Raw genomic sequence first — 21587 nt, forward strand, 5'->3', positions numbered from 1 at the left:
CGCCATCCACCAAGACCCCCTAGAAGGACTGCGAACAGCACATGAGCCTTTCGCCGGGTGACTCCCTCACCTCACACAATTTCGGGCTGCAGATCGACGGCGTCATGGTCGAGTACCTCGCCGAGGTCAGCGGCCTGTCCATGGAGCAGGACGTCATCACGTACCAGCAGAACACGATGAACGGCCAGAACAAGGTCGTGAACCTGCCGGGCGTGAAGAAGAACGGGACCTGCACGGTCGTCCGCGGTATGACCCAGTCGGCCGCGTTCACCGAGTGGATCAACCAGTCGATCACCGGCCAGATGAGCACGGCCCGCAAGAACGCGTCCATCATCATGATGGATTACCAGAGCAACCCGGTGAAGCGCTACAACATGCGCAACGCGTGGTGCAGCAAGATCGACACGAGCACCGTGAAGGCGGGCGAGGCGTCGGCGCTCACCGAGACCGTCACCATCGTGTTCGAAGAACTGGACATCGAGTAATGCGGCGTACGGCTGCCAGGGCCGGCGGCGCGGTCACGCACGCGGGCGCCGACGCGGCGGGGTCGGTGGGACCCGGCCCGGGACCTGGACCTGGACCGGGGCCAGGGCCGATGCAGGCTCCTCCCGCCGCCCCGGTCCCGGAGCAGGCCCCGCCGCTGCAACAGCACGAACTGCGCACGGAGTTCCCCTTCCAGCTCCCCCGCGGGTACGTCGACGAGTCGGGCACCGTCCACCGCGACGGTGTGATGCGCCTGTCGACGGCCCGGGACGAACTCGTGCCGCTGCGGGACGTGCGGGTGCAGGAGAACCCGGCGTTCCTGTCGGTGGTGCTGCTGGGCCGGGTCATCACCCGGCTCGGCACGCTGCCGAACGTGCACGACGGGACCGTGGAGAACATGTTCGCCTCGGACCTCGCCTTCCTCCAGGACTTCTACCGCCAGATCAACGCGGAGGGCCACACCCGCGCGGCCGTGGAGTGCCCGCACTGCGCGGAGCCCTTCGAGGTCGAACTCGGCGGGAGCCGCCTGGGGGAATCGTGACGTACGCGACCGACCGGCTGCACGAGGAGATCGCGTACGTCGCCTACCACTTCCACTGGAGCATGGACGAGATCCTGAACCTGGAACACCGCGACCGCCGCCGCTACACGGCCGAGATCGCGTCCCTGGTCACGCGCGCCGGGGCGGAGGACTGAGACATGGGGTTCCTGGACCGGTTGCGGGGACGACGGGACGACGGGGGCGCTGCCGCTGAGGCGGTGCCGGTATCGGTGCCGGTTCCGGTGGACGGTGGTTCCGCGAGTACGGGTGCGGGTGCGGCGCCTGCGGGTGCCGGGCCTGTGGGTGCCGGGCCTGTGGTGCGCGCCGCCTGGTCGAGGCTGCCGTCGATCCAGCGGACCCTGGCTTCCGGGCAGGAGGCCGGGGTCGCGGACGCCGGGTTCGGCGGGCGCCTGCCGACGTGGCAGAACCCGTCGTTCTCGGGCACGGCGTCGCCCGCGATCCTGAACGGGCAGTCGCAGACGCTGCTCGGCGACCTCTCACACCACCCGACGACGGGCCGACCGGTGTTCGGCCTCGAACGCCCCACGGGGACTTTGCCGTTGACCGGCCCGGAGCCGGTGGTGCAGCGGGCACCGGCGGTGCCGTTGCGGGAGATTCCTGGGAGAGGGGTCGGGGGTGGCGGGGCCCGTGCGGGTGCGGGTGCGGGGGCCGGTGGCGCCGTCCCAGGTTCCGGTGGCAGTACCGGTGCGGGTGCCCCCGGGGCTGGAGGTATGGCCGGAACGTCGGGGGACTCGGAGGTTGCCCGGGGTTCCATGGTGTCCGAGGGCTCGGGAACTCCTGTGACTCCGAAGGGTGCCCGGCGGTCGAAGGCGCCGAGAGCCTCAAGCACTCCCAGGGCTTCGAAGCGTGCCAGGGCCTCCAAGAGTGCTGAGAGCCCGAAGATTCCCCACTCTTCAGGGACTCCCACGGCCTCGAAGAACCCCGAAGCCGCGACGACTCCCGAGCCTCCGAAGAGCGCCACGGCCCCGGAGGCCCCCAAGGCTTCGAGGAGCCACGGGGGCTCGACGGCTCCCAAGACTTCGAAGAGTGCAAGGGGGTCGAAAAGTGCCCCGGCCTCGGAGACTCCTGAGGCCTCCAGGAGTCTCGGGTCCTCAGACATCCCCGGCGGCTCGGAACGTGCCGACGGCGGGGTGGAAGCCGGCATGCTCCCGGGGCCTGCCGCAAGCGCGGGGACCGGCGGGAGCGCACAGGCTGCCGGGCCACACACGCCCGTCCGCCAGCGGCTGGGTACGGACCGCTCCACTCCTTCGGGCGGCAGGTCACTGCCGGCCACGGGGGTACCCGTGGTGTCCCCGATACCCCCACCCGCCCAGGGGGAGGCCCCTGCACCGCTCCCCGTTCCCGGCCTCCGCGTGAAGCCCGTACCGGCAAGCAGCCGACCGTCCCGGCCCAACTCCCTGACGAAGACACAGGCAGGAGCGGCCCCGGTTCAGCGACGGACGCTCCCGTCGACGCGGCGACCTGCGGCAGCCGCCACGTCCAACGCGTCAACCGGCGGCAGTCAGGCGCGAGTCCACACACCTGAATCCACGCCCTCTGCCTCTGTGCAGCGGGCTGTCACCAGCTCTTCCGATACGGGCCACAGCGACACCCCGTCGACACGGCCGCCCGGAGCGGACGCCACCTTCAAGACGCCGACCGGCATCAACCGGGCCGCCCATGCTCCACAGACAGTCACCAGCCCTACCGATACGGGCCACAGCGACACCCCGTCGCCCCTGCCGCCCACAGCGGACGCCACCTCCAAGATGCCAACCGGCACCAGCCAGACGGCAGTTCACACCCCGGACACTGCCGAACGCGCCCACGCTCTCCCGTCAGGCCCGACGACCGTCACAAGCCCTACGACGAACAGCCCGGCTGCGCAGACAGCCCCCACGCAGCCCCGGCCGGGTGCGGTGACGCCGCCGTCAGGACCGGCCGGGGCGCAAGGACCCACCCTGTCCGGCAGAGCGGAAGGCAAGTCCGCGCACAGCACGACCGACGCGGCGGCAACACCGACGCCGCCAGTCCAACGACGGCCGGCCACCCCCAAGGGCACGGGCCCGGCTCACACCTCGGCCACGCGACCCACGCAGCCGGGCAACGCCGCTACGACGCCACGCACCGGCAACACCACACCGACACCCGCCCGCGACAGCCACCCGACGGGCACCCCCGCCCCACGCCCGCAGCCCGGCACCAGCACCAGCACCACCCCACCCACCGGCGAGATCGCCCCCGCCCCCGCCACACCCACCAGCGGCCCCACACCGCCGACAGCCAATCCCGCCGCCCCGCCGCCCCACCCGCTTGCCCGCACCAGCCCGGCCCCGACGGTCCAACGCCAACAGACCGCCCCCGCCCGACCGCCACGCCCCCAGCCCGGCAACGGCGCCGCAACACCCACCGCCCCCACACCGCCGTCGAGCACCCCCGCCCTGCCCCCACGCACACAGCCAGGCATCAACACCACCGCACCCACACCGACGCCAGCCACCCCCGCTCCGGCGCGCCCCACACCTGCCCGCACCAGCACAAGCACCAGCCCCAGCCCGGCCCCAACGGTCCAACGCCAACAGACCGCTCCAGCCCCGGCCCCAACCCCGGCCCACACCAGCCGGACCACCTCCCCCACCGCACCACCACGGCCGCCCGCCGACAGGTCCGCCCCCGCACCCACCAACATCACGCCGTCCCCCACGCCCCCCGCACCACAGCCACCCCACGCCACCCGAACCACACCACCTGCGCCACCCACACCCGCATCACCCGCATCACCCGCCGCCAGAACAACCGCCACCCCACCGTCACCCCCCACCGTTCAGCGAGCGGCACTCCCTCACACCAAGGCCCCCGGCCCCACACAGCCCCCAGTCACCACACGCCACACCCCCCACCTGGGCCTCGGCGCCCCGATCACCCCACAGCCGGCCCCACCCTTCCCCGCCACAACCACCACGCCCACCACCCCGACCACCCCCCGCCGCTCCCCACTCGGCGCCCCGGCAAGCAAGGCCCCCACACCCCCGGCCACCAGCACCCCCACCACCCCATCCGCCACCACCCCCCTCCCCGTGGTCCAACGCTTCTGGAAGAAGCCGAAGAAGACCACCGAAACCGCCCCCATGAACACCACCGGCGCCCTCGCATCCGCCGCGGCCGCCACCATCGCCAACAGCCTCACCCCCCGCACCGCCCAGACCCCCCGGACCGCCGCACCACCCCCGTACACACCGCCCGCACCCGCACCCGCCCCCGCTCCACCCCGAAACCCCCCACCCCCGTACTCCGCCGAGCCCGCCCCCTCCGCCCCACCCCCCTACGCAGAGGTCCCGAACGGCGGCTTCGACCCCCGGGACCTCACCGACTTCCAGCTCGACGAACTGGTCCACCGCCTCATCGGCCGCATCACCCGGCTGATCCGCACAGAACTCCGCATGGACCGCGAGCGGATCGGCAGACTCCGCGACCCCCGCCACTGACACAGAAAGGCCCTCGATGTCCCGCCAGGACCCGGGCTCCACGATCTGGTTCACCCTCAGCATCGACGGTGAGAGCCTCGGCTACTTCAACGGATGCGAAGGGCTGTCGTCCCAGGTGGAGGTCGAGCAGCGCCAGGAGGGCGGCAACAACGGGTTCGTCTGGCAGCTGCCCACCCGTGTCACCTTCTCCACCATCCGGCTGACCCGCCCGCTCACCCCGGACACCACGAAAGTGGCCAAGTGGATCTCGTCCGTGCAGACGGGCATCAAGCGGCCCACCGCCCAGATCGCCGCGCTGCGCGCGGACGGCTCCGAGGTGGCCCGCTGGGGGCTGATCGACGTACTGCCGGTGAGCTGGAGCGGTCCCAGCCTGGACCCGGCCAACCCGGCCGTGGCGACCGAGGTCCTGGAGATCACGCACCACGGGTTCACTGACTGAAGGGGCGGGACAGAGACATGGCACGAGCCAGCAGCAAGGGCGCGGGAAAGAGCCTCGTCAGGGCGACGCTCGCGATCCACGAACCGCCCGTCGGCAAGAGCACCACGCCCGGCGGGATCATCAAGACCTTCGGCTTCGACTTCAATCCCGCGCAGCTGTCCCTGACCCGCCGCGCCCAGTGGAAGTCGACGCCCGCGCAGATCGAACGGGACGGCGCCCTGCCGGAGTTCATGGGCGCAGAGGCGCGGGAGATGGGCGTGGAGATCTTCCTGGACTCCTCCGCCAAGCCGACCGGCAACACCGTGCTGAAGAAGGTGGAGTCGCTGCTCGCCTGCTGCGAGGTGACCAACGCCAGCATCGCGGCGAAGCAGCCGTCGCCGCCCTGGGTGGTGTTCCAGTGGGGGTCGTTCTCCACGGCCCGGTTCACGGCGTACGTGAGCTCGGTGGAGGCGACGTACTCCCTCTTCGGCACGACGGGCGTGCCCATCCGCGCCACCTGCCGGCTCCAGCTGCACGAGATCCCCAGCAAGACCAAGAGGCAGAACCCGACGTCGGGCGCGCTCACCGCGCAGCGCGTGCACCGGGTCGTGGCGGGCGACTCCCTGCAGTCGCTGGCCTGGCGGGAGTACGGCAACGCCGCCGCCTGGCGCTCGATCGCCGAGGCCAACGGCATCGACGACCCGTCCCGGCTGCGGGCCGGTGCGGAACTGGTGCTGCCCGCCGCCGAGGAGGTACGTCCGTAATGGTGCAGTCCGCGTTCTCCAATGTCGTCGAGGTGAAGCTCGGGGGCGCCAAGCTGCCGCAGGAGTTCGCCCGGGCGCTGGTCGACAGCCATGTCGACCAGGGCGCCGGGGTGCCGGCCGCGTTCCGGCTGACGTTCCGGGACCCCTACCGGGTCCTGCTGCGCGATCTGAAGGTCACCTTCGGCACGCCGGTGGTCATCGCGCCGGTGTCCGACGGGCAGGGCGCCGCCGACCCGCTGCTGACCGGCGAGGTCACCGGCCTGGAGGCCGACTACGACGGCACGGGCACCTTCACCGTGATCCGCGGCTACGACCTCGGGCACCGTCTGCTGCGCCGCCGCCGGGTGGCCGCCTACCGCAACCAGAGCGCGTCGGACATCGCGCGCAAGCTCGCCGCGCAGGGCGGGGTGCCGGTGGGGCGGGTGCAGTCGACGAAGACGGTGTACGACTTCATCAGCCAGTCCAACGTCACCGACTGGGACTTCCTCGCCCGGCTCGCCGACGAGAACGAGATGGTGATGTCCGTCGACGCGGACGGCAAGTTCCAGTTCGTGAAGCCGAAGCCGTCGTCCGGGGCGCCCTCGCCGCAGACCGACGGCGACCGGAGCCCGTTCGTGCTCCAGGCCGGGCACGACATCCTGCGGCTGCGGTCCGCCGTCACCGCCGCCGACCAGGTCGGCAAGGTCGAGTCGCGGGGCTGGGACGTCACGACGAAGAAGAGGCTGACGGCGACCGCGCCCGCCATCGACAACCCGGGCATCGGCATCGGCACGACACCCGGCGCGGCGGCCGGCAAGTTCAAGCCGGCCACGCTCGTCGAGACGAGCACACCGTACGACCGGCAGAACGAGGTGAAGTTCGCCGCCGACGCCCTCGCCGACGACCTCACCTCCTCGTTCGCCGAGATGGAGGTCGTCGCCCGCGGAAATCCCAAGCTGCGCCCGGGGGTTCCGGTGACGCTGTCGGACGTCGGGGAGCCCTTCGAGGGCAAGTACACGGCGACGTCCGTACGGCATGTGTTCGGCGACGGCAGGCACTACGAGGCGTGGGTGACGGTCAGCGGGCGGCAGTGGCGGTCGCTGTACGGGCTGGCCTCCGGGGGCGCCGAGAGCGCGCCGCGGCTGCCGAGCGTGGCCAACGCGCTGGTCACCGATGTGAACGACCCGCTCAAGCAGGGCCGGGTGCGGTTGCAGTTCCCCTGGCTGGACGACAGTTATGTCAGCGACTGGACGCGGACCGTGCAGTGGGGCGGCCTCGGCGGCGGGGGCATCTTCCCCATGGACGTCAACGACGAGGTGCTCGTGGCGTTCGACCGGGGCGCCCTCGACCATCCCTTCGTCATCGGCGGGCTCTACAACGGCAAGGACAAGCCGACGCCCGTGAACGACGTGCCGCTGCACGACACCGTGCGCAAGAAGGCGAGCCGGCACACCGTCTCGGACCGGGACGGCAACCGGATGGACCTGCTCAGCCAGAAGACCGGCCTGCGCAAACAGGGGGTCCGGCTGACCTCCGGCGACAAGCAGCTGGTCATCAATCTGGACCGGACGAAGACCGAGATCGTCGTGGACAGCAAGGGGTCGGTCACCATCAAGGGCAGCCGGTCGGTGTCGGTGGAGGCCGGCACCGATCTCCTGCTCAGCGCCCGGCGCAGCCTGACCCTCAAGAGCGGCGGTCCGCTCACCATCCAGGGCGGCGGGGTGGTCAACATGCGGGCCGCCGGAGCGATCAGCGTGAACGCGCTGGGCGCCCTGAACCTGGACGCCAAGGGCGTCGCGAACCTCACCGGCGTCGGCACCGTGCAGATCAACTCGCTCGCCAACACGACGATCAAGTCCCCGACCACCCTCATCGGTTCGAAGGTGTTCGGCGTCACCACCATTCCCGTGCCGATGCCGATCCCATGACCGATTCCGCAGAAGGCTGCCGGAAGAGACGTTCTCCGAAAGACAGGGTGTGGTGCTGATGGCCGAGCAGTTCGTCGGCTCCGGCTGGTCGTTCCCGCTGCGCATCGGGCCGACCGGCGGGATCGCGCTGGTCAGCGGGGAGCGGGAGATCGAGGAGGCGATCCGGCTGGTCCTGTCGACCGCTCCGGGCGAGCGGCCGATGCGGCCGGACTTCGGCTGCGCGATCCACGACCTGGTGTTCGCGCCGGTCAACGAGCAGACCGCGGGCCGTATCCAGCACGAGGTGTACGCCAGCCTGGACCGCTGGGAGCCGCGGATCGAGGTCGACGACGTCGAGGTCACCGCCGGCACCGACCAGAGCGTCCTCTACATCGACGTCCGGTACTCGATCCGCGGCACCAACAACCCGCGCAGCCTGGTCTTCCCCTTCTACGTCATTCCGTCCCACGACGAGCCCGACGCCCCCGAAAGCGACCGCTGATGGCACTGCCCTCCCCCAACCTCGACGACCGCCGCTTCCAGCAGTTCGTCGACGACGCCAAGCGCTATATCCAGCAGCGCGCCCCGGAGTGGACGGACCACAACGTCTCCGACCCCGGCGTCACCCTCGTGGAGACGGTCGCGCACATGGCCGACCAGATCGTCTACCGGCTCAACCGGGTGCCGGAGAAGAACCACTTGGCGTTCCTGGACCTCGTCGGGATCACCCTGTTCCCGCCGTCCGCGGCCCGCACCGAGGTGACGTTCTGGCTGTCGGCTCCGCAGGAGGAGGCGGTGTGGGTGCCGGTGGGCACGGAGGTCGCCACGCTGCGCACCGAGAGCGAGGAGGCGGTGGTCTTCGCCACCGAGCGCGAACTGACGTTGGTGCCCTGCGCGTTGCGCCATCTGCTGGTGCAGCACCGGGGTGAGCCGATGGCCGACCGGACGTCCGACCTCGCGGAGGAGGACAAGGACCTGCTGTGCTTCTCCGAGTCGCCCGAGCCCGGTGACTCCGTGCTGTTCGGCCTGACCGCCGCGGTCCCGCACTGCGCGATCGCCCTGGACCTGGACAGCCGGGTGGACGGCGTCGGCGTGGACCCGCGCCAGCCGCCGCTGGTGTGGGAGGCGTGGACCGCGGACGGCTGGCAGATCTGCGAGGTCGACCGGGACGGCACCGGCGGTCTGAACCGGCCCGGCGAGGTCGTGCTGCACATCCCCGGCGGGCATGTGCTGTCCCGCAACGCCGGGCAGGAGGCCGGCTGGCTGCGCTGCCGCGTCACCGACCCCCGGCCGAACCAGCCCTTCTACACGACCTCGCCCACCGTGCGCGCCGCCGAGGCCTTCACCATCGGCGGCACCACCCAGACCGTGCACGCCGAGACGGTGTACGACGAGGCGCTCGGCGAGTCCACCGGGCTGCCGGGCCAGCGGCTGCGCCTGCTGCACGCGCCCGTGGTCGGCGACGACCCGCCGCTGCTGCTGCAGACCGCCGAGCACGACGGCTGGACGGACTGGCGGGTCGTCCCGAACTTCGCGGGCTCCGGGCCCAACGACCGGCACATCACCCTCGACGCCACGACCGGCGAGATCGCCTTCGGCCCGGCCGTGCGCGAACCCGACGGGTCCCTGCGGCAGTACGGGACGGTCGCCCCCAAGGGCGCCCCCGTCCGGGCCCGCCGCTATCGCACGGGCGGCGGGCGCGCCGGCAATGTGGCGCGCGGTGCCGTCCAGGTGCTGCGCACCTCCATCCCGTACGTCTCCGAGGTCGTCAACCGCGAGGCCGCGCGCGGCGGTGTGGACGGGGAGACGGTTCAGGAGGCGAAGGTCCGGGCCCCGATCACCCTGCGCGCCCAGGAGCGTGCCGTGACGCTGCGCGACTACGAGGAGCTGGCCCGCCGCGCCGCCCCGGAGACCGCGCGCATCACCTGCCTGGAGGGCGAGGAGGGCGAGCACGGGGCCTACGCGGTACGGGTGCTGGTCGTGCCGCAGGCCGTGCCGGACCCCGGCGGCCGGCTGCGCTTCGAGCAACTCGTGCCCGGTGACGCGCTGCTGGACCGCATCACCCGGCATCTGGACGAACGGCGCCTGATCGGGACCCGGTTGGCGGTGGGCCCGCCGTACTACCAGGGCGTCACCGTGGTGGCCACGGTGCATGCCTTCCGGGGTGTCGACACCGACCGGGTGCGCCGTCAGGCGCATGACGCCCTCTACCGGCACCTCGATCCGCTGACCGGCGGCGCGGACGGCACCGGCTGGCCGTTCGGCCGGCCCGTGCAGTCCGGTGAGGTGTTCGCGGTGCTGCAACGCGTGCCGGGGGTGGAACTGGTCGACGAGGTGGTCCTGCACCCCGCCGACCCGCTCACCGGCAAGCGCGGCGAGGCGACGAACCGGATCGATCTGTCCGCGCCGTCGCTGGTGTTCTCGTTCGACCACCGCGTCCGGGTGATCGGAGACGGTTCGTGAACGGGGACCCGAGGGCGGGGAGGGGCGTATGAGGGGCTCGATCGACGGCCTCGGATCCTCCACGCCGATCGGCACGATGCTGCCGGCCGTCTTCGCCGACGACGACCTGGCCCAGCGGTTCGTCGCCGGACTCGACGACGTGATCGCCCCGATCCTGAGCGTGCTGGACTGTCTCGACACCTACTTCCGCCCGTCCCTCACCCCGCTCGACTTCACCCAGTGGCTGGGGAGCTGGGTGGGTGCGGAGACGGCGGGCGACGAGCCCGAGGCCCGCCTGCGGGCGGCCGTGGCCGCCGCCGCGTATCTGCACCGCATCCGCGGCACCCGGCGCGGGCTGTCCGAGACGGTCCGGCTCGCGTTCGGTGTGGAGCCCGAGATCACCGAGAGCGGCGGCGCCGCGTGGAGCGCCCGGCCGCTCGGCCCGTTCCCCGGCGCGCCCCGCCCGCGTCTGCACGTCCATCTACGACTTCCCGCCCCGACCCCCGCGGACCACTACCGCCTGGAGACCCTCGTGTCCGCCGCCCGCCCCGCTCATATGCCGTACACGGTCCAGGTGACCGCCGGTGCCCCCGCCGAAAGGACCCGGGAGACATGACAACCCCCCAGAACTGCGCCGACTGCGGCACCCGCGCGGAACCGGGCCAGTCCTTCTGCGACGCCTGCGGGGCGGTACTGAGCTGGACGGACCGCCCGTCCGGCGGCTCCGGCCCTCGCGCAGGGGCAGCCGGGACTCCCGAGGCGTCCCGCCCGGCTCGGGCCTCCGAACCGGCCGGGGAGCCCGAGGCCGGCCGCCCGGCCCGGACGTCCGAGCCGGCCCGCGTCTCCGGGACCACCGGGACCACCGGACCCGCCGGAGTTTCCAGGGCTTCGGAGCCCACCGGCCACGCGAGGCCCGACGGTGAGCCGGGCGGCGCCTCGTCACCCGAGCCGGGCTGGGACGCCTTCGCCCGGCCGGACGGCGGCACGGGCCTGGCCCCCACCGCCCGCGACCGGCTCGGCACCGGCACGGCGACGACGCACCAGGGCGCCACCCGTACGGCGTCCACCGGCCCCCGCACCTCCGACCCGGCCACCGCCGAAAACGCCGCCACCGACGCGGCCTCCGCCCGGCACGGCGAGCACCCCGGCACGCCGGGCGCCACCGCTCACCCGGACACAGCCTCCGGCTCCGGAGCCTCCCCTCACCACGACACCACCGGCCCCGGCACCCCCTCCCCCACCGACCGCTTCCCGGACGACACCGCCCCCACCGAGCCCGTCCCCCCGGTCGCCCAGAGCCAGCACCCCGCCGACCCCGACGCCGACACCCACGGCATGACCGACCGCGCCCGCAGCCTCCTCATCCCGGTCGGCGACCCCGAGCCCCGGCCCGACCCGCACCCCTCCGTCACCCCGGTCCTGCCCGGCCGCCCCGAGCCGCAGCGCCCGCAGTCCGTACGCGCCCCGGGTCAGGAGCACGGCGCGGACGGCGGCGCCCCCTGCCCCTGGTGCGCCACCCGCAACCGGCCCGAGCGGCACTTCTGCGCCCGGTGCGCGATGCCCATGACCGGCGACGGACCGGCCGGCCCGCTGCGGCTCCCCTGGTGGCGACGCCTCTTCGGCAGTCAGGAGGCCCCGTGGGCGGGCGACCGCCCCCGGCTGCGCCGAGCCTTCGACCGGGTCCTGACCTGGCTGGGCATCGTGATCGTGCTGTCCCTGCTGGTCGTTCTGGTGATCAACATCCCGCAGGGCATCCAGGCCACCCGCGACCACTTCGCCAAGCGCGCCGAGGTGTCCCCGGACCGCTACGCCGCGTCCCGCTACTTCCCGGGCCACAAGCCGGACCTGGCCTTCGACAAGCTCAACGACACCTGGTGGGGCCCGGGCGTCTCCGAGTCGGGCAAGGGCCAGTGGGTGGAGGCCCGTTTCGACCAGCCGACCCGGCTCCTGGACCTGATCATCACGCCGGGCGTCTCCGTCCGCCCCGACAAGCTCCGCGAGTCGGCGCTCCCGCACCGTCTGGAGGCCACGATCACGGGGGCCGACGGCAAGAAGACGACCCGTCAGGTCACTCTCGACCAGGGCGCGGGCCCGCAGCGGCGTTCGTTCCGCGTGGGCGAGGTCACCTCCGTCCGCTTCACCATCGAGTCCGCCCACGGCATCTCGGGGGAGAAGCAGGTCGCCATCGCGGAGATCGAGTTCTTCGGCCCGTCGAGCGCGAACAGCGGCTGAACGCGCCGCGGCCCCGGACGGAGACGAACCGTCCGGGGCCGCGGCGTACGACGACCGGGGTGACTACGCGTCCAGCGACGTCATCACGTGCTTGATCCGCGTGTAGTCGTCGAAGCCGTACGACGAGAGGTCCTTGCCGTAGCCGGACTTCTTGAAGCCGCCGTGCGGCATCTCGGCGACCAGCGGGATGTGGGTGTTGATCCACACGCAGCCGAAGTCGAGCTTCTTGGACATGCGCATCGCGCGGCCGTGGTCCTTGGTCCACACGGAGGAGGCGAGCGCGTACTCGACGTCGTTGGCCCACGTCACGGCCTGCTCCTCGTCGGAGAAGGACTGGACGGTGATGACCGGGCCGAAGACCTCGTTCTGGACGATCTCGTCGTCCTGCTTCAGGCCCGAGACGACGGTCGGCGCGTAGAAGTAGCCCTTGTCGCCGACGCGCTTGCCGCCGGCCTCCACGCGCGCGTGCGCGGGCAGCCGGCCGATGAAGCCCTCGACCTGCTTGAGCTGGTTGGGGTTGTTGAGCGGGCCGAACAGCACGTCCTCGTCGTCCGGCTGGCCCGTCTTCGTCTCGGACGCGGCCTTCGCCAGCGCGGAGACGAACTCGTCGTGGATGGACTCGTGGACGAGCACGCGGGTGGCGGCCGTACAGTCCTGGCCCGCGTTGAAGTAGCCCGCGACCGAGATGTCCTCGACGGCCTTGGCGATGTCGGTGTCCTCGAAGACCACGACGGGCGCCTTGCCGCCCAGCTCCAGGTGGACGCGCTTGACGTCCTTGGAGGCGGACTCGGCGACCTGGATGCCGGCGCGCACCGAGCCGGTGATGGAGGCCATCGCCGGGGTGTCGTGCTCGACCATCATGCGGCCGGTGTCGCGGTCGCCGCAGATGACGTTGAAGACGCCCTTGGGGACGATCGAGCCGATGATCTCGGCCATCAGTGCCGTCGAGGCCGGGGTGGTGTCCGACGGCTTCAGGACGACGGTGTTGCCCGCCGCGAGCGCCGGGGCGAACTTCCACACGGCCATCATCATCGGGTAGTTCCACGGCGCGACCTGCGCGCAGACACCGACCGGCTCACGGCGGACGATGGAGGTCAGGCCCTCCATGTACTCGCCGGCCGAGCGGCCCTCCAGCATCCGCGCCGCGCCCGCGAAGAAGCGGATCTGGTCGACCATCGGCGGGATCTCCTCGGAGCGGGTCAGCCCGATGGGCTTGCCCGTGTTCTCCACCTCGGCCGCGATCAGCTCCTCGGCGCGCTCCTCGAAGGCGTCCGCGATCTTCAGCAGGGCCTTCTGACGCTCGGCGGGCGTGGTGTCGCGCCAGCCGGGAAAGGCCTCGGCGGCCGCCGCCATCGCGGCGTCCACGTCCGCCTGCCCGGACAGCGGAGCGGTCGCGTACGCCTCACCCGTCGCGGGATTGACCACCTCGGTGGTCCGTCCGTCGGCGGCGTCCCGGAACTCACCGCCGATGTAATTGCGCAGACGACGAAGCTCGGTGCTCACTGCCGGCCCTCCAGTTCGGATGTCCAGTACTTGAGACACCCACCCTAGTCGCCCGGTCCACGTTTTCAACACCCCCACTCCCTTCATTCGTGCGGAATCCGCAGGCTTCGGCAATCAAAACAACGGATTTCATCGATCACGCCTTGCGGAAGTGACGAGACCTCGTGCACAGTGACCTCGTGGCCAGTCGAAGCGCAGACCAGAAGGGCTCGCGGGAACTCCGCGAGTCCTCCCGCGAGTCCAGGAACGGCAGCTCGCCCCAGCTGGACGCCGTCTCCCTCGCCATCATCGAACAGCTCCAGGAGGACGGCCGCCGGCCGTACGCCGCCATCGGCAAGGCCGTGGGCCTCTCCGAGGCGGCCGTGCGTCAGCGCGTCCAGAAGCTGCTCGACCAGGGCGTGATGCAGATCGTCGCCGTCACGGACCCGCTCACCGTGGGCTTCCGCAGACAGGCGATGGTCGGCGTCAACGTCGAGGGCGACGTGGAGTCGGTCGCGGAGGCGCTGACGGCCATGCCCGAGTGCGAGTACGTGGTGATGACCGCGGGCTCCTTCGACCTGATGGTGGAGATCGTCTGCGAGGACGACGACCACCTTCTGGAGGTCATCAACAAACGCATCCGGGCGGTGCCCGGAGTGCGCTCCACCGAGAGTTTCGTTTACCTGAAGCTCAAGAAGCAGACCTACATGTGGGGAACCCGATAACCGTGAGGACCCGATAGCCGTGAGCAAGGACCTCTCCCAGTCCGCGTACGACCACCTGTGGATGCACTTCACGCGCATGTCGTCGTACGAGAAGGCCCCCGTACCCACCATCGTCCGTGGCGAGGGCACCTACATCTACGACGACCAGGGCAAGCGCTACCTGGACGGTCTCGCCGGACTGTTCGTGGTGCAGGCCGGGCACGGCCGTGTCGAGCTCGCCGAGACCGCCTTCAAGCAGGCGCAGGAGCTGGCGTTCTTCCCGGTGTGGTCCTACGCCCACCCCAAGGCCGTCGAGCTGGCCGAGCGCCTCGCGCACCACGCCCCGGGCGACCTGAACAAGGTCTTCTTCACCACCGGCGGCGGCGAGGCCGTCGAGACCGCCTGGAAGCTGGCCAAGCAGTACTTCAAGCTGACCGGCAAGCCCACCAAGCACAAGGTCATCTCCCGCGCGGTCGCCTACCACGGCACCCCGCAAGGCGCCCTGTCCATCACCGGCCTGCCGGGCCTGAAGGCCCCGTTCGAGCCGCTGGTCCCGGGCGCGCACAAGGTCCCGAACACCAACATCTACCGGGCCCCCTACTTCGGCGACGACCCGGAGGCCTTCGGCCGCTGGGCCGCCGACCAGATCGAGCAGCAGATCCTCTTCGAGGGCCCGGACACGGTCGCCGCGGTCTTCCTGGAGCCGGTGCAGAACGCGGGCGGCTGCTTCCCGCCCCCGCCCGGCTACTTCCAGCGCGTCCGCGAGATCTGCGACCAATACGACGTGCTGCTCGTCTCCGACGAGGTCATCTGCGCCTTCGGCCGCCTCGGCACGATCTTCGCCTGCGACAAGTTCGACTACGTCCCGGACATGATCACCTGCGCCAAGGGCATGACTTCGGGCTACTCCCCGATCGGCGCCTGCATCATCTCCGACCGCCTGGCCGAGCCGTTCTACAAGGGCGACAACACCTTCCTGCACGGCTACACCTTCGGCGGCCACCCGGTCTCCGCGGCGGTGGGCCTCGCCAACCTCGACCTCTTCGAGCGCGAGAACCTCCCCCAGCACGTCCTCGACAACGAGGGCGCCTTCCGCTCCACCCTGGAGAAGCTCCACGACCTGCCGATCGTCGGCGACGTCCGCGGCAACGGCTTCTTCTACGGCATCGAGCTGGTCAAGGACAAGAACACCAAGGAGTCCTTCAACGACGAGGAGACGGAGCGCGTCCTGTACGGCTTCCTCTCCAAGGCGCTGTACGACAACGGCCTGTACTGCCGCGCCGACGACCGCGGCGACCCGGTCGTCCAGCTCGCCCCGCCGCTGATCTCCGACCAGTCGACGTTCGACGAGATCGAGCAGATCCTGCGGGCCACCCTCTCGGAGGCGTGGACGAAGCTCTGAGCGTCGCCGCTCCGATCGTCTGATCGGACGATCAACACCAGCCCCGGTGCCCGCCGTTCGAGTGAGAAACGGCGGCCCGGGGCCGCGTGCTGTCCGGCGTCCCGCCTCCCGCTGCCTAGCGTGCCCAGTGACTGATCGGCCCCGCCTTCGTTCCCCCGCACGGGGGATGGCACGGGAACTACGGATCTGAACCGAGGTGTACGCATGGAGGCCCCGCCGGACAACGACGTGCTCTGGGCACGCGCCCTGCACTTCCAGCACCACGACGGCTCGCCCGCGCTCTGCGGCGTCTCCCTCGGCGTCCGGGAGAGCGAGATCCTCGCCGTCAGCGGCCCGCGCGGCAGCGGCAAGACGACCCTGCTGCGGTGCCTGTCCGGCCTGGAGCCCGTGCGGCGCGGCGAGGTCTGGTTCAACAGCGTGCCCGTGCACACCATGGGCGCCCTCACCCGCGAGCGGCTGCGCCGCGACCGCTTCGGCTGGATCGACCCGGTCCCCTCCCTGGTCCCGGAGCTGAACGCCTGGGAGAACGCCGCCCTGCCGCTGATGCTGCGCGGCACCAGCAGGCGCCGCGCCAAGCGGGCGGCACTGGAGTGGCTGGAGCGCCTGGACATCGGCGACGGCGCCCGCAAGCGCCCGCACCAGTTGAAGCAGGCCGAGCGCCAGCGGGTGTGCATCGCCCGCGCCCTCGCACCGGCGCCCTCGGTGCTGTTCGCCGACGAGCCGACGGCTCCCCTGCACCGCGCCGACCGCGCCCACGCGCTGCGCACCCTCACCACGGCGGCCCGCTCGCACGGCATCACGGTCGTCCTGGCCACCCACGACCCGGACACCGCGGCACTCGCCGACCGCACGGTCTTCCTGCTCGACGGGCGGCGCGTGCGGACGGTGCACCTGCCTCCGGTCGCCGAGACCACCGAGCCGGAGGGCCGGGCGGCGTGCTCGCTCTCCGTCTGACCCGCGCCGCCCACCCCGCCGTCCAACTGCGCCGCCTCCTGGTCGCGGCGGCCTCGGCGGGCACGGGTTTCCTGCTGCTGTGCGCCCTCGGTTACGCGCTGGGCCACCCCGGCTCCCCCGGTGCCGCCGCGCTGCGCCTGGCCTGGTGCGCGGCGCCCCTCGCCGCCACGGTGTACTTCGCCCTCGCGGTGGCCCGCACCGACCCCGGCACCAAGCCCCGCACCGGCCTCTCGGCGATCGGCCTGGGCCCGCTGCGCCTGATGGCCATCGCGGTGACGACGACGGCCCTGTCCTGCACCCTGGGCTCGATGCTGGCCCTGCTGCTCTTCCTGCATCTGCGGGGCGATCTGACGGGCCTGCCCTTCGACGGCGCGGCCGCCGAGGCCCTCGGCGCGGGCCGGCCGCTGCCGCTGCCGGGAGCCCTGACGCTGCTGGCGCTCGTGCCCGCGGGCGCCTCGATCGCGGTGGTGCTGACGCTGCGGCCCAGGGAGCAGAGGGCGGCCGCGGCGGCCAGGGTGGTGTACGGCCGCTTCGGCGCGTACCGGCGCGCCAGCCCGCTCGACACCTTCGGGGCGTACGGCCGTTTCGGCCGCCAGATCAACCGGCCCGGGGGCGCTCCCGCCGGGCAGCAGAGCGCGCCCCCGTCGGCGCGGGCGGGCGAACCGGCCTCGGCGGCGACGGTCACGGACGCCGGGAGCGCGGTGAGCACGATCGAGGAACTCCCCCGGCTCTCCGCCCCGCACGCCACCGCACCGGACCCCACCGACGTCCTCGCGGTCCCCGATGCGGTGCTGCTGCCGGACCTCGTCACGGCCGACGCCGCCCCCACCGCCGCCCCCTCCGGCCTCCCCTGGGGCATCACCGTCCTGGCCGCGGGGCTCGCCGTGGAGACCTACGCGAGCCGCACCGCCCCCAAGGCGCCCGACCTCACCTTCTCCGGCGCCTCCCCCGGTGTCATGGCGGGCTGGACGCTGGCCGCCGTCGGCCTGGCCCTGGCCGGTCCCGGTCTGACCCACCTGTGCGGCCGGCTGCTCCAGTCGGCCCGCCCCGGCGCCCTGCGGTTGCTGGCCGGCCGCATCCTGATGACGGAGGCCACCCGCATCGGCCGCCCCCTGGGCGTGGTCTGCGCGGTGCTGTCGGCCACGTACGCCATGGTGCTGCTGCACGCCCCGGACGGACTGTCGCTCGGTCCGCTCACCCTCCTCGGTGTGCTCCTCGTGACCGGCTGCACCGTGGCGACGCTCCTGACGGCCGCCGTCGAGGCCCGGCAGGCCCGGGCCGACACCACCTCCGCGCTGCTGCGTCTCGGCGCACCCGCGACCATGCTGCGCAGCGCCGCGGCCCTGCGCGCGGGCGCGTTGTTCGCCCTGTTCGCCCCGCTCACCCTGACGGTCGCGGAGTTGGCGGCGCTGCCGCTGGCGCGCTGAGAAAGTCGTACGAGAAAAATTTCCGGGCGGCGATGAGTTCCGCGCGGGGCCCCGGTCTAACCCCGCGTAACGACACGGACCCGGTAGCACCGCCCCGATGGGAGACCGCACATGTACCAGCAGATGATCTTCGTGAACCTGTGTGTCAGCGACATCGCCGCCTCGAAGAAGTTCTTCACGGAGCTCGGCTACACGATCAACGAGCAGTTCAGCGACGACACCACCGCGTCGGTCGTGATCAGCGAGACCATCGTCGTGATGGTGCACACCAAGGAGAAGTACTCCCAGTTCACCAAGAAGGAGATCGCGGACTCCAAGAAGAACAGCGAGGTGCTGATCGCGCTGAGTTCGGAGAGTCGCGAGAAGGTCGACGAGCTGGTGGAGAAGGCGGTGGCGGCCGGTGGGTCCGTCTCCGGCGAGACGCAGGACCACGGTTTCATGTACGGCCGCGCCTTCGACGACCCGGACGGCCACACCTTCGAGGTCGTGTGGATGGACCCGGCGGCCGTCCAGGGCTGACACGCGCTGTGCCAGCATGGGCGGGTGCAGACGATGCCCGCCCATGCGGCCCACCATGACGACCGTGAGATCGAGACGCTCGAGGAGTTCGACGCGACCGTCGCGGCGCGCGGCACACTCGCCGGTCACCGCGTCCAGGCCGTCGACCTGACGGACCGTACGCGCGAGCTGCTCACCACGGACACCGCGGGCGCGATCTTCCTCGGCTGCGCGATGCGCGAGGACGCGGCCGCGAAGATACGCGCGGACGGCGCCCTGGTCTTCCCGCCGGTCCCGGACCTGCCCTTCGACCCGTACCGCGGCCTGGTCTACTCACCGGACGAGCTGTTCGCGTCCCTGCCGGACGGCTACGAGGCGACTCCCGACGCCCGCGCCTACGCCTGGTTCCAGCGCACGAAGGCCGACGGCGACATCTACGCGTCCATGCTGCGCGCGGTCCACGACGACTCCGTCTCGGACGCGCTCGACGAACTCCTGTCCGGCGCCCGGGTCGTGGGCGTGATGGGCGGCCACGCGATGGCCCGGGGCACCGAGGAGTACGCGGGGGCGGCGCGGCTCGGCCGCGAACTGGCCCGCGCCGGTTTCACGGTCGCCACCGGCGGCGGCCCGGGCGCGATGGAGGCGGCCAACTTCGGCGCGTACGCGGCCCCGTTCGACGACGAGATGCTCACCGACTCGCTGGAACTGCTCGGCAAGGCACCGCACTTCACCCCGTCGATCACCCAGTGGGCCTCGGCCGCCTTCGAGATACGCACCCGCTGGCCGCAGGGCGGCCGCTCCGTCGGCATCCCGACCTGGTTCTACGGCCACGAGCCGCCGAACGCCTTCGCCTCGCACATCGCCAAGTACTTCGCCAACGCCACCCGCGAGGACGGCCTGCTGGCCCGGTCGACAGCGGGTGTGGTGTTCCTGCCGGGAGCCGCCGGCACCGTACAGGAGATCTTCGACAACGCGACGCCGAACTACTACGAGTCGCGCGGCGAGCCGACGCCCATGGTGCTCGTGAACCGCGCGCACTGGACGGAGAAGCTGCCGACGTGGCCGCTGCTCCAGTCGCTGGCCAAGGGGCGTTCGATGGAGACGCGGATCGCGCTGGTCGAGCGGATCGAGGAGGCGCCGGAGGCGTTGAAACGCCTCGGCGGTTAATAAGCAGGCAAAGCAAGTGCTTGCAGACTGCATATGCGTTGACACTACTTATGCGGCACTTATAAACCTGTGAGTCTCCAGGTAGTGCTGATGTTCCGTCACCGCTGCCTCTTCCCCCCGCTTTAACACATCCTGTAAAGGACAAACGTGGCAGTTCTGTCCGTATCCCGCCGCGCACGCGCCGTGCGCATCCTCGGTGTCGTCTCCGCCTCGGCCGCGCTCGCGCTCGGTACCGCCGGCAACGCGCTCGCCTGCAACATCAACGAGTTCTCCGCCGAGGCGAAGTGTGACGGCGACAAGGGCGTCATCACCGTCACCGACGTGGACCCCGCCGGCATCAAGGCGAAGGTCACCGTATACCTGCAGAACAACGGCGCCGACGCGCAGAAGATCGGCGAGCAGGAGGTCAAGGGCTCGCGCGAAGGCACCACCATCACCTTCGCCGAGGACTGGAAGCCGAACGCGGAGTACCGCATCCACGTGAAGGCCGCTCCGTACGTCGACGAGGACATCAAGCCGAACCTCGTCACCCCGGCCACGGCCTGCAAGAAGGAGGAGGAGCCCCCGGCTTCGACTCCCCCGGCCACCCCGACCCCCTCCACCCCGTCGGCCTCCCCCTCGAAGCCGGCCGAGGAGACCGACACCCCGGCTCCGACGCCGTCGGAGAGCGAGAGCACCACGCCGGCGGGCAACGCGCCCGGCCCGGCCGGTGACTCCAACCTCGCCGAGACGGGCGCCGACTCCAACACCGGAATCATCGCCGGCATCGCGGCGGCCCTGGTCGTCGTCGGTGGTGGCGCGGTGTTCTTCGGCATGCGCCGTCGTGGGGCGAACAGCGAAGGCTGACGCCCGCGCACACCCTGATGTGGCCCGACCCTGACAGGGGGGCGGGCCACGTCCGTCTCATCCGAACGTCGCCCGCTCCAGCCAGAACTCCAGCAACTCCCGCTCCCCCAGCACCTCCAGCTCCGGAGCGTCCAGCGGCAGCCGCCGGTAGAACGCGAGCAGGACAGAGGTCAGCGGCCCGCGCAGGGCGACCGTGGCCTTCTCGTGGCCCCGGCGCCAGGTGACACCGTCCTCGGTGAGCGCGATCAGCCACTCGGCGTTCACCTCCGGCCCGGCGTCGGTGGCGTGCAGATGGATGCTGCGGCCCGGGCCGCGCAGTTCCCTCGCCGCCTCGTCGTGCGGGTCCGTCTGCGCGTACTCCACGATCTGCAGCCACTCGTCGATCGCGTCGGCGGCGATGTCGGGCGCGACCTCGTAGGGCAGCCCGGCGGTGAGCGTGGCGTCCGCCCGGTGCACGGTGACCTCGTGCGCCATCCGGCGGGCCCAGAACCCGGCGTTGAGGATCCCCGCCCAGCCCCACACCTTCGCGTCCGGCCCGGCCTCCCGCAGCGCGGCGACGACCTGCTCGCCCGCCTCCCCCAGCCACGCGTCCAGCGCCGCTGCGTCACCCCGGGCCTCGGGCCCCTCGGCCCCCGGCACCTCCTCCTCGGGCACCTCCTCCTGGGCCCGGGTCCGCACCATGAGCTCCACCCAGCGCAGGGCGCCGCCCGTGTGCCGGACGAGTTCCTCCAGCGACCAGTCGGGGCAATTCGGCACGGTGGCGGACAGGTCGGCCCCGGAGGTCACCACCGACCTCAACAGACCGACCTGATGGGCGATTTCGTCGCAGTAGCGCTCGTGCGCGAGGAGTGTCATG

Annotated in this window: 20 protein-coding genes; 18 read left to right on the forward strand and 2 right to left on the reverse strand. The window is 71.7% G+C overall.

Features of this window, described 5'->3' with window-relative positions; translation table 11 throughout:
* Nucleotides 1–41: 41 nt before the first annotated feature.
* From KJK29_RS09370 to KJK29_RS09420, 11 genes are all read left to right on the forward strand, one after another.
* Nucleotides 42–485 carry a phage tail protein gene (locus tag KJK29_RS09370; RefSeq protein WP_215118256.1) on the forward strand — a complete coding sequence of 148 codons (444 nt, stop codon included), beginning with the start codon at nucleotides 42–44 and terminating at the stop codon, nucleotides 483–485.
* Nucleotides 485–1024 carry a hypothetical protein gene (locus KJK29_RS09375; RefSeq protein WP_215118257.1) on the forward strand — a complete coding sequence of 180 codons (540 nt, stop codon included), beginning with the start codon at nucleotides 485–487 and terminating at the stop codon, nucleotides 1022–1024. Before KJK29_RS09370 ends, KJK29_RS09375 begins: the two co-directional genes overlap by 1 nt.
* Nucleotides 1021–1179: a DUF6760 family protein gene (locus tag KJK29_RS09380; protein WP_215118258.1), complete on the forward strand. Its 159-nt coding sequence runs from the start codon at nucleotides 1021–1023 to the stop codon at nucleotides 1177–1179. Before KJK29_RS09375 ends, KJK29_RS09380 begins: the two co-directional genes overlap by 4 nt.
* Nucleotides 1180–4101: 2922 nt before the next feature.
* Nucleotides 4102–4509: a hypothetical protein gene (locus KJK29_RS09385; RefSeq protein WP_215118259.1), complete on the forward strand. Its 408-nt coding sequence runs from the start codon at nucleotides 4102–4104 to the stop codon at nucleotides 4507–4509.
* A gap of 16 nt (nucleotides 4510–4525) precedes the next feature.
* Nucleotides 4526–4948 (forward strand): phage tail protein, encoded by a 423-nt coding sequence (locus KJK29_RS09390; RefSeq protein ID WP_215118260.1) that lies wholly within the window; start codon nucleotides 4526–4528, stop codon nucleotides 4946–4948.
* Nucleotides 4949–4965: 17 nt separating this feature from the next.
* Nucleotides 4966–5691, forward strand: coding sequence for a CIS tube protein (locus KJK29_RS09395; protein ID WP_215118261.1), 726 nt, complete (start codon nucleotides 4966–4968; stop codon nucleotides 5689–5691).
* Nucleotides 5691–7598, forward strand: a complete 1908-nt coding sequence (locus tag KJK29_RS09400) for a VgrG-related protein (protein ID WP_215118262.1) — start codon at nucleotides 5691–5693, stop codon at nucleotides 7596–7598. The genes KJK29_RS09395 and KJK29_RS09400 overlap by 1 nt, the downstream gene beginning before the upstream one ends.
* A gap of 58 nt (nucleotides 7599–7656) precedes the next feature.
* On the forward strand, nucleotides 7657–8079 hold the full coding sequence (locus KJK29_RS09405; protein ID WP_184598462.1) for a GPW/gp25 family protein: 423 nt from the start codon (nucleotides 7657–7659) through the stop codon (nucleotides 8077–8079).
* A complete protein-coding gene (locus KJK29_RS09410) occupies nucleotides 8079–10040 on the forward strand; it encodes a putative baseplate assembly protein (protein WP_215118263.1) in 1962 nt (653 codons plus the stop codon). The genes KJK29_RS09405 and KJK29_RS09410 overlap by 1 nt, the downstream gene beginning before the upstream one ends.
* A 28-nt stretch (nucleotides 10041–10068) precedes the next feature.
* A complete protein-coding gene (locus KJK29_RS09415) occupies nucleotides 10069–10635 on the forward strand; it encodes a phage tail protein (RefSeq protein WP_215118264.1) in 567 nt (188 codons plus the stop codon).
* Complete coding sequence (locus KJK29_RS09420; RefSeq protein ID WP_215118265.1) at nucleotides 10632–12251, forward strand: NADase-type glycan-binding domain-containing protein; 1620 nt, start codon at nucleotides 10632–10634, stop codon at nucleotides 12249–12251. The genes KJK29_RS09415 and KJK29_RS09420 overlap by 4 nt, the downstream gene beginning before the upstream one ends.
* A gap of 63 nt (nucleotides 12252–12314) precedes the next feature.
* Here KJK29_RS09420 and KJK29_RS09425 read toward each other — a convergent pair whose 3' ends face one another.
* Nucleotides 12315–13754 carry a gamma-aminobutyraldehyde dehydrogenase gene (locus tag KJK29_RS09425; protein WP_215118266.1) on the reverse strand — a complete coding sequence of 480 codons (1440 nt, stop codon included), beginning with the start codon at nucleotides 13752–13754 and terminating at the stop codon, nucleotides 12315–12317.
* Between the two features lie 164 nt (nucleotides 13755–13918).
* Between KJK29_RS09425 and KJK29_RS09430 the strand changes: the two genes are divergently transcribed.
* The 7 genes from KJK29_RS09430 (at nucleotide 13919) to KJK29_RS09460 (ending at nucleotide 20731) form a co-directional block, all read left to right on the forward strand.
* Nucleotides 13919–14458 carry an Lrp/AsnC family transcriptional regulator gene (locus tag KJK29_RS09430; protein WP_215118267.1) on the forward strand — a complete coding sequence of 180 codons (540 nt, stop codon included), beginning with the start codon at nucleotides 13919–13921 and terminating at the stop codon, nucleotides 14456–14458.
* Nucleotides 14459–14471: 13 nt separating this feature from the next.
* Nucleotides 14472–15839 carry an aspartate aminotransferase family protein gene (locus KJK29_RS09435; protein ID WP_215124217.1) on the forward strand — a complete coding sequence of 456 codons (1368 nt, stop codon included), beginning with the start codon at nucleotides 14472–14474 and terminating at the stop codon, nucleotides 15837–15839.
* Nucleotides 15840–16043: 204 nt separating this feature from the next.
* Nucleotides 16044–16793: an ABC transporter ATP-binding protein gene (locus tag KJK29_RS09440; protein ID WP_215118268.1), complete on the forward strand. Its 750-nt coding sequence runs from the start codon at nucleotides 16044–16046 to the stop codon at nucleotides 16791–16793.
* Complete coding sequence (locus KJK29_RS09445) at nucleotides 16775–18220, forward strand: hypothetical protein (protein ID WP_215118269.1); 1446 nt, start codon at nucleotides 16775–16777, stop codon at nucleotides 18218–18220. Before KJK29_RS09440 ends, KJK29_RS09445 begins: the two co-directional genes overlap by 19 nt.
* Nucleotides 18221–18331: 111 nt before the next feature.
* Nucleotides 18332–18739: a VOC family protein gene (locus KJK29_RS09450; protein ID WP_215118270.1), complete on the forward strand. Its 408-nt coding sequence runs from the start codon at nucleotides 18332–18334 to the stop codon at nucleotides 18737–18739.
* Nucleotides 18740–18763: 24 nt separating this feature from the next.
* Nucleotides 18764–19885: an LOG family protein gene (locus KJK29_RS09455; RefSeq protein WP_215118271.1), complete on the forward strand. Its 1122-nt coding sequence runs from the start codon at nucleotides 18764–18766 to the stop codon at nucleotides 19883–19885.
* 156 nt (nucleotides 19886–20041) lie between these two features.
* Complete coding sequence (locus tag KJK29_RS09460) at nucleotides 20042–20731, forward strand: LAETG motif-containing sortase-dependent surface protein (RefSeq protein ID WP_215124218.1); 690 nt, start codon at nucleotides 20042–20044, stop codon at nucleotides 20729–20731.
* A 57-nt stretch (nucleotides 20732–20788) separates the two neighbouring features.
* Here the strand turns inward: KJK29_RS09460 and KJK29_RS09465 are convergent, their stop codons facing one another.
* Nucleotides 20789–21586, reverse strand: a complete 798-nt coding sequence (locus KJK29_RS09465) for a maleylpyruvate isomerase family mycothiol-dependent enzyme (protein ID WP_215118272.1) — start codon at nucleotides 21584–21586, stop codon at nucleotides 20789–20791.
* Nucleotide 21587 lies beyond the last annotated feature (1 nt).

This window comes from Streptomyces koelreuteriae, from assembly GCF_018604545.1.
Taxonomy (GTDB): domain Bacteria; phylum Actinomycetota; class Actinomycetes; order Streptomycetales; family Streptomycetaceae; genus Streptomyces; species Streptomyces koelreuteriae.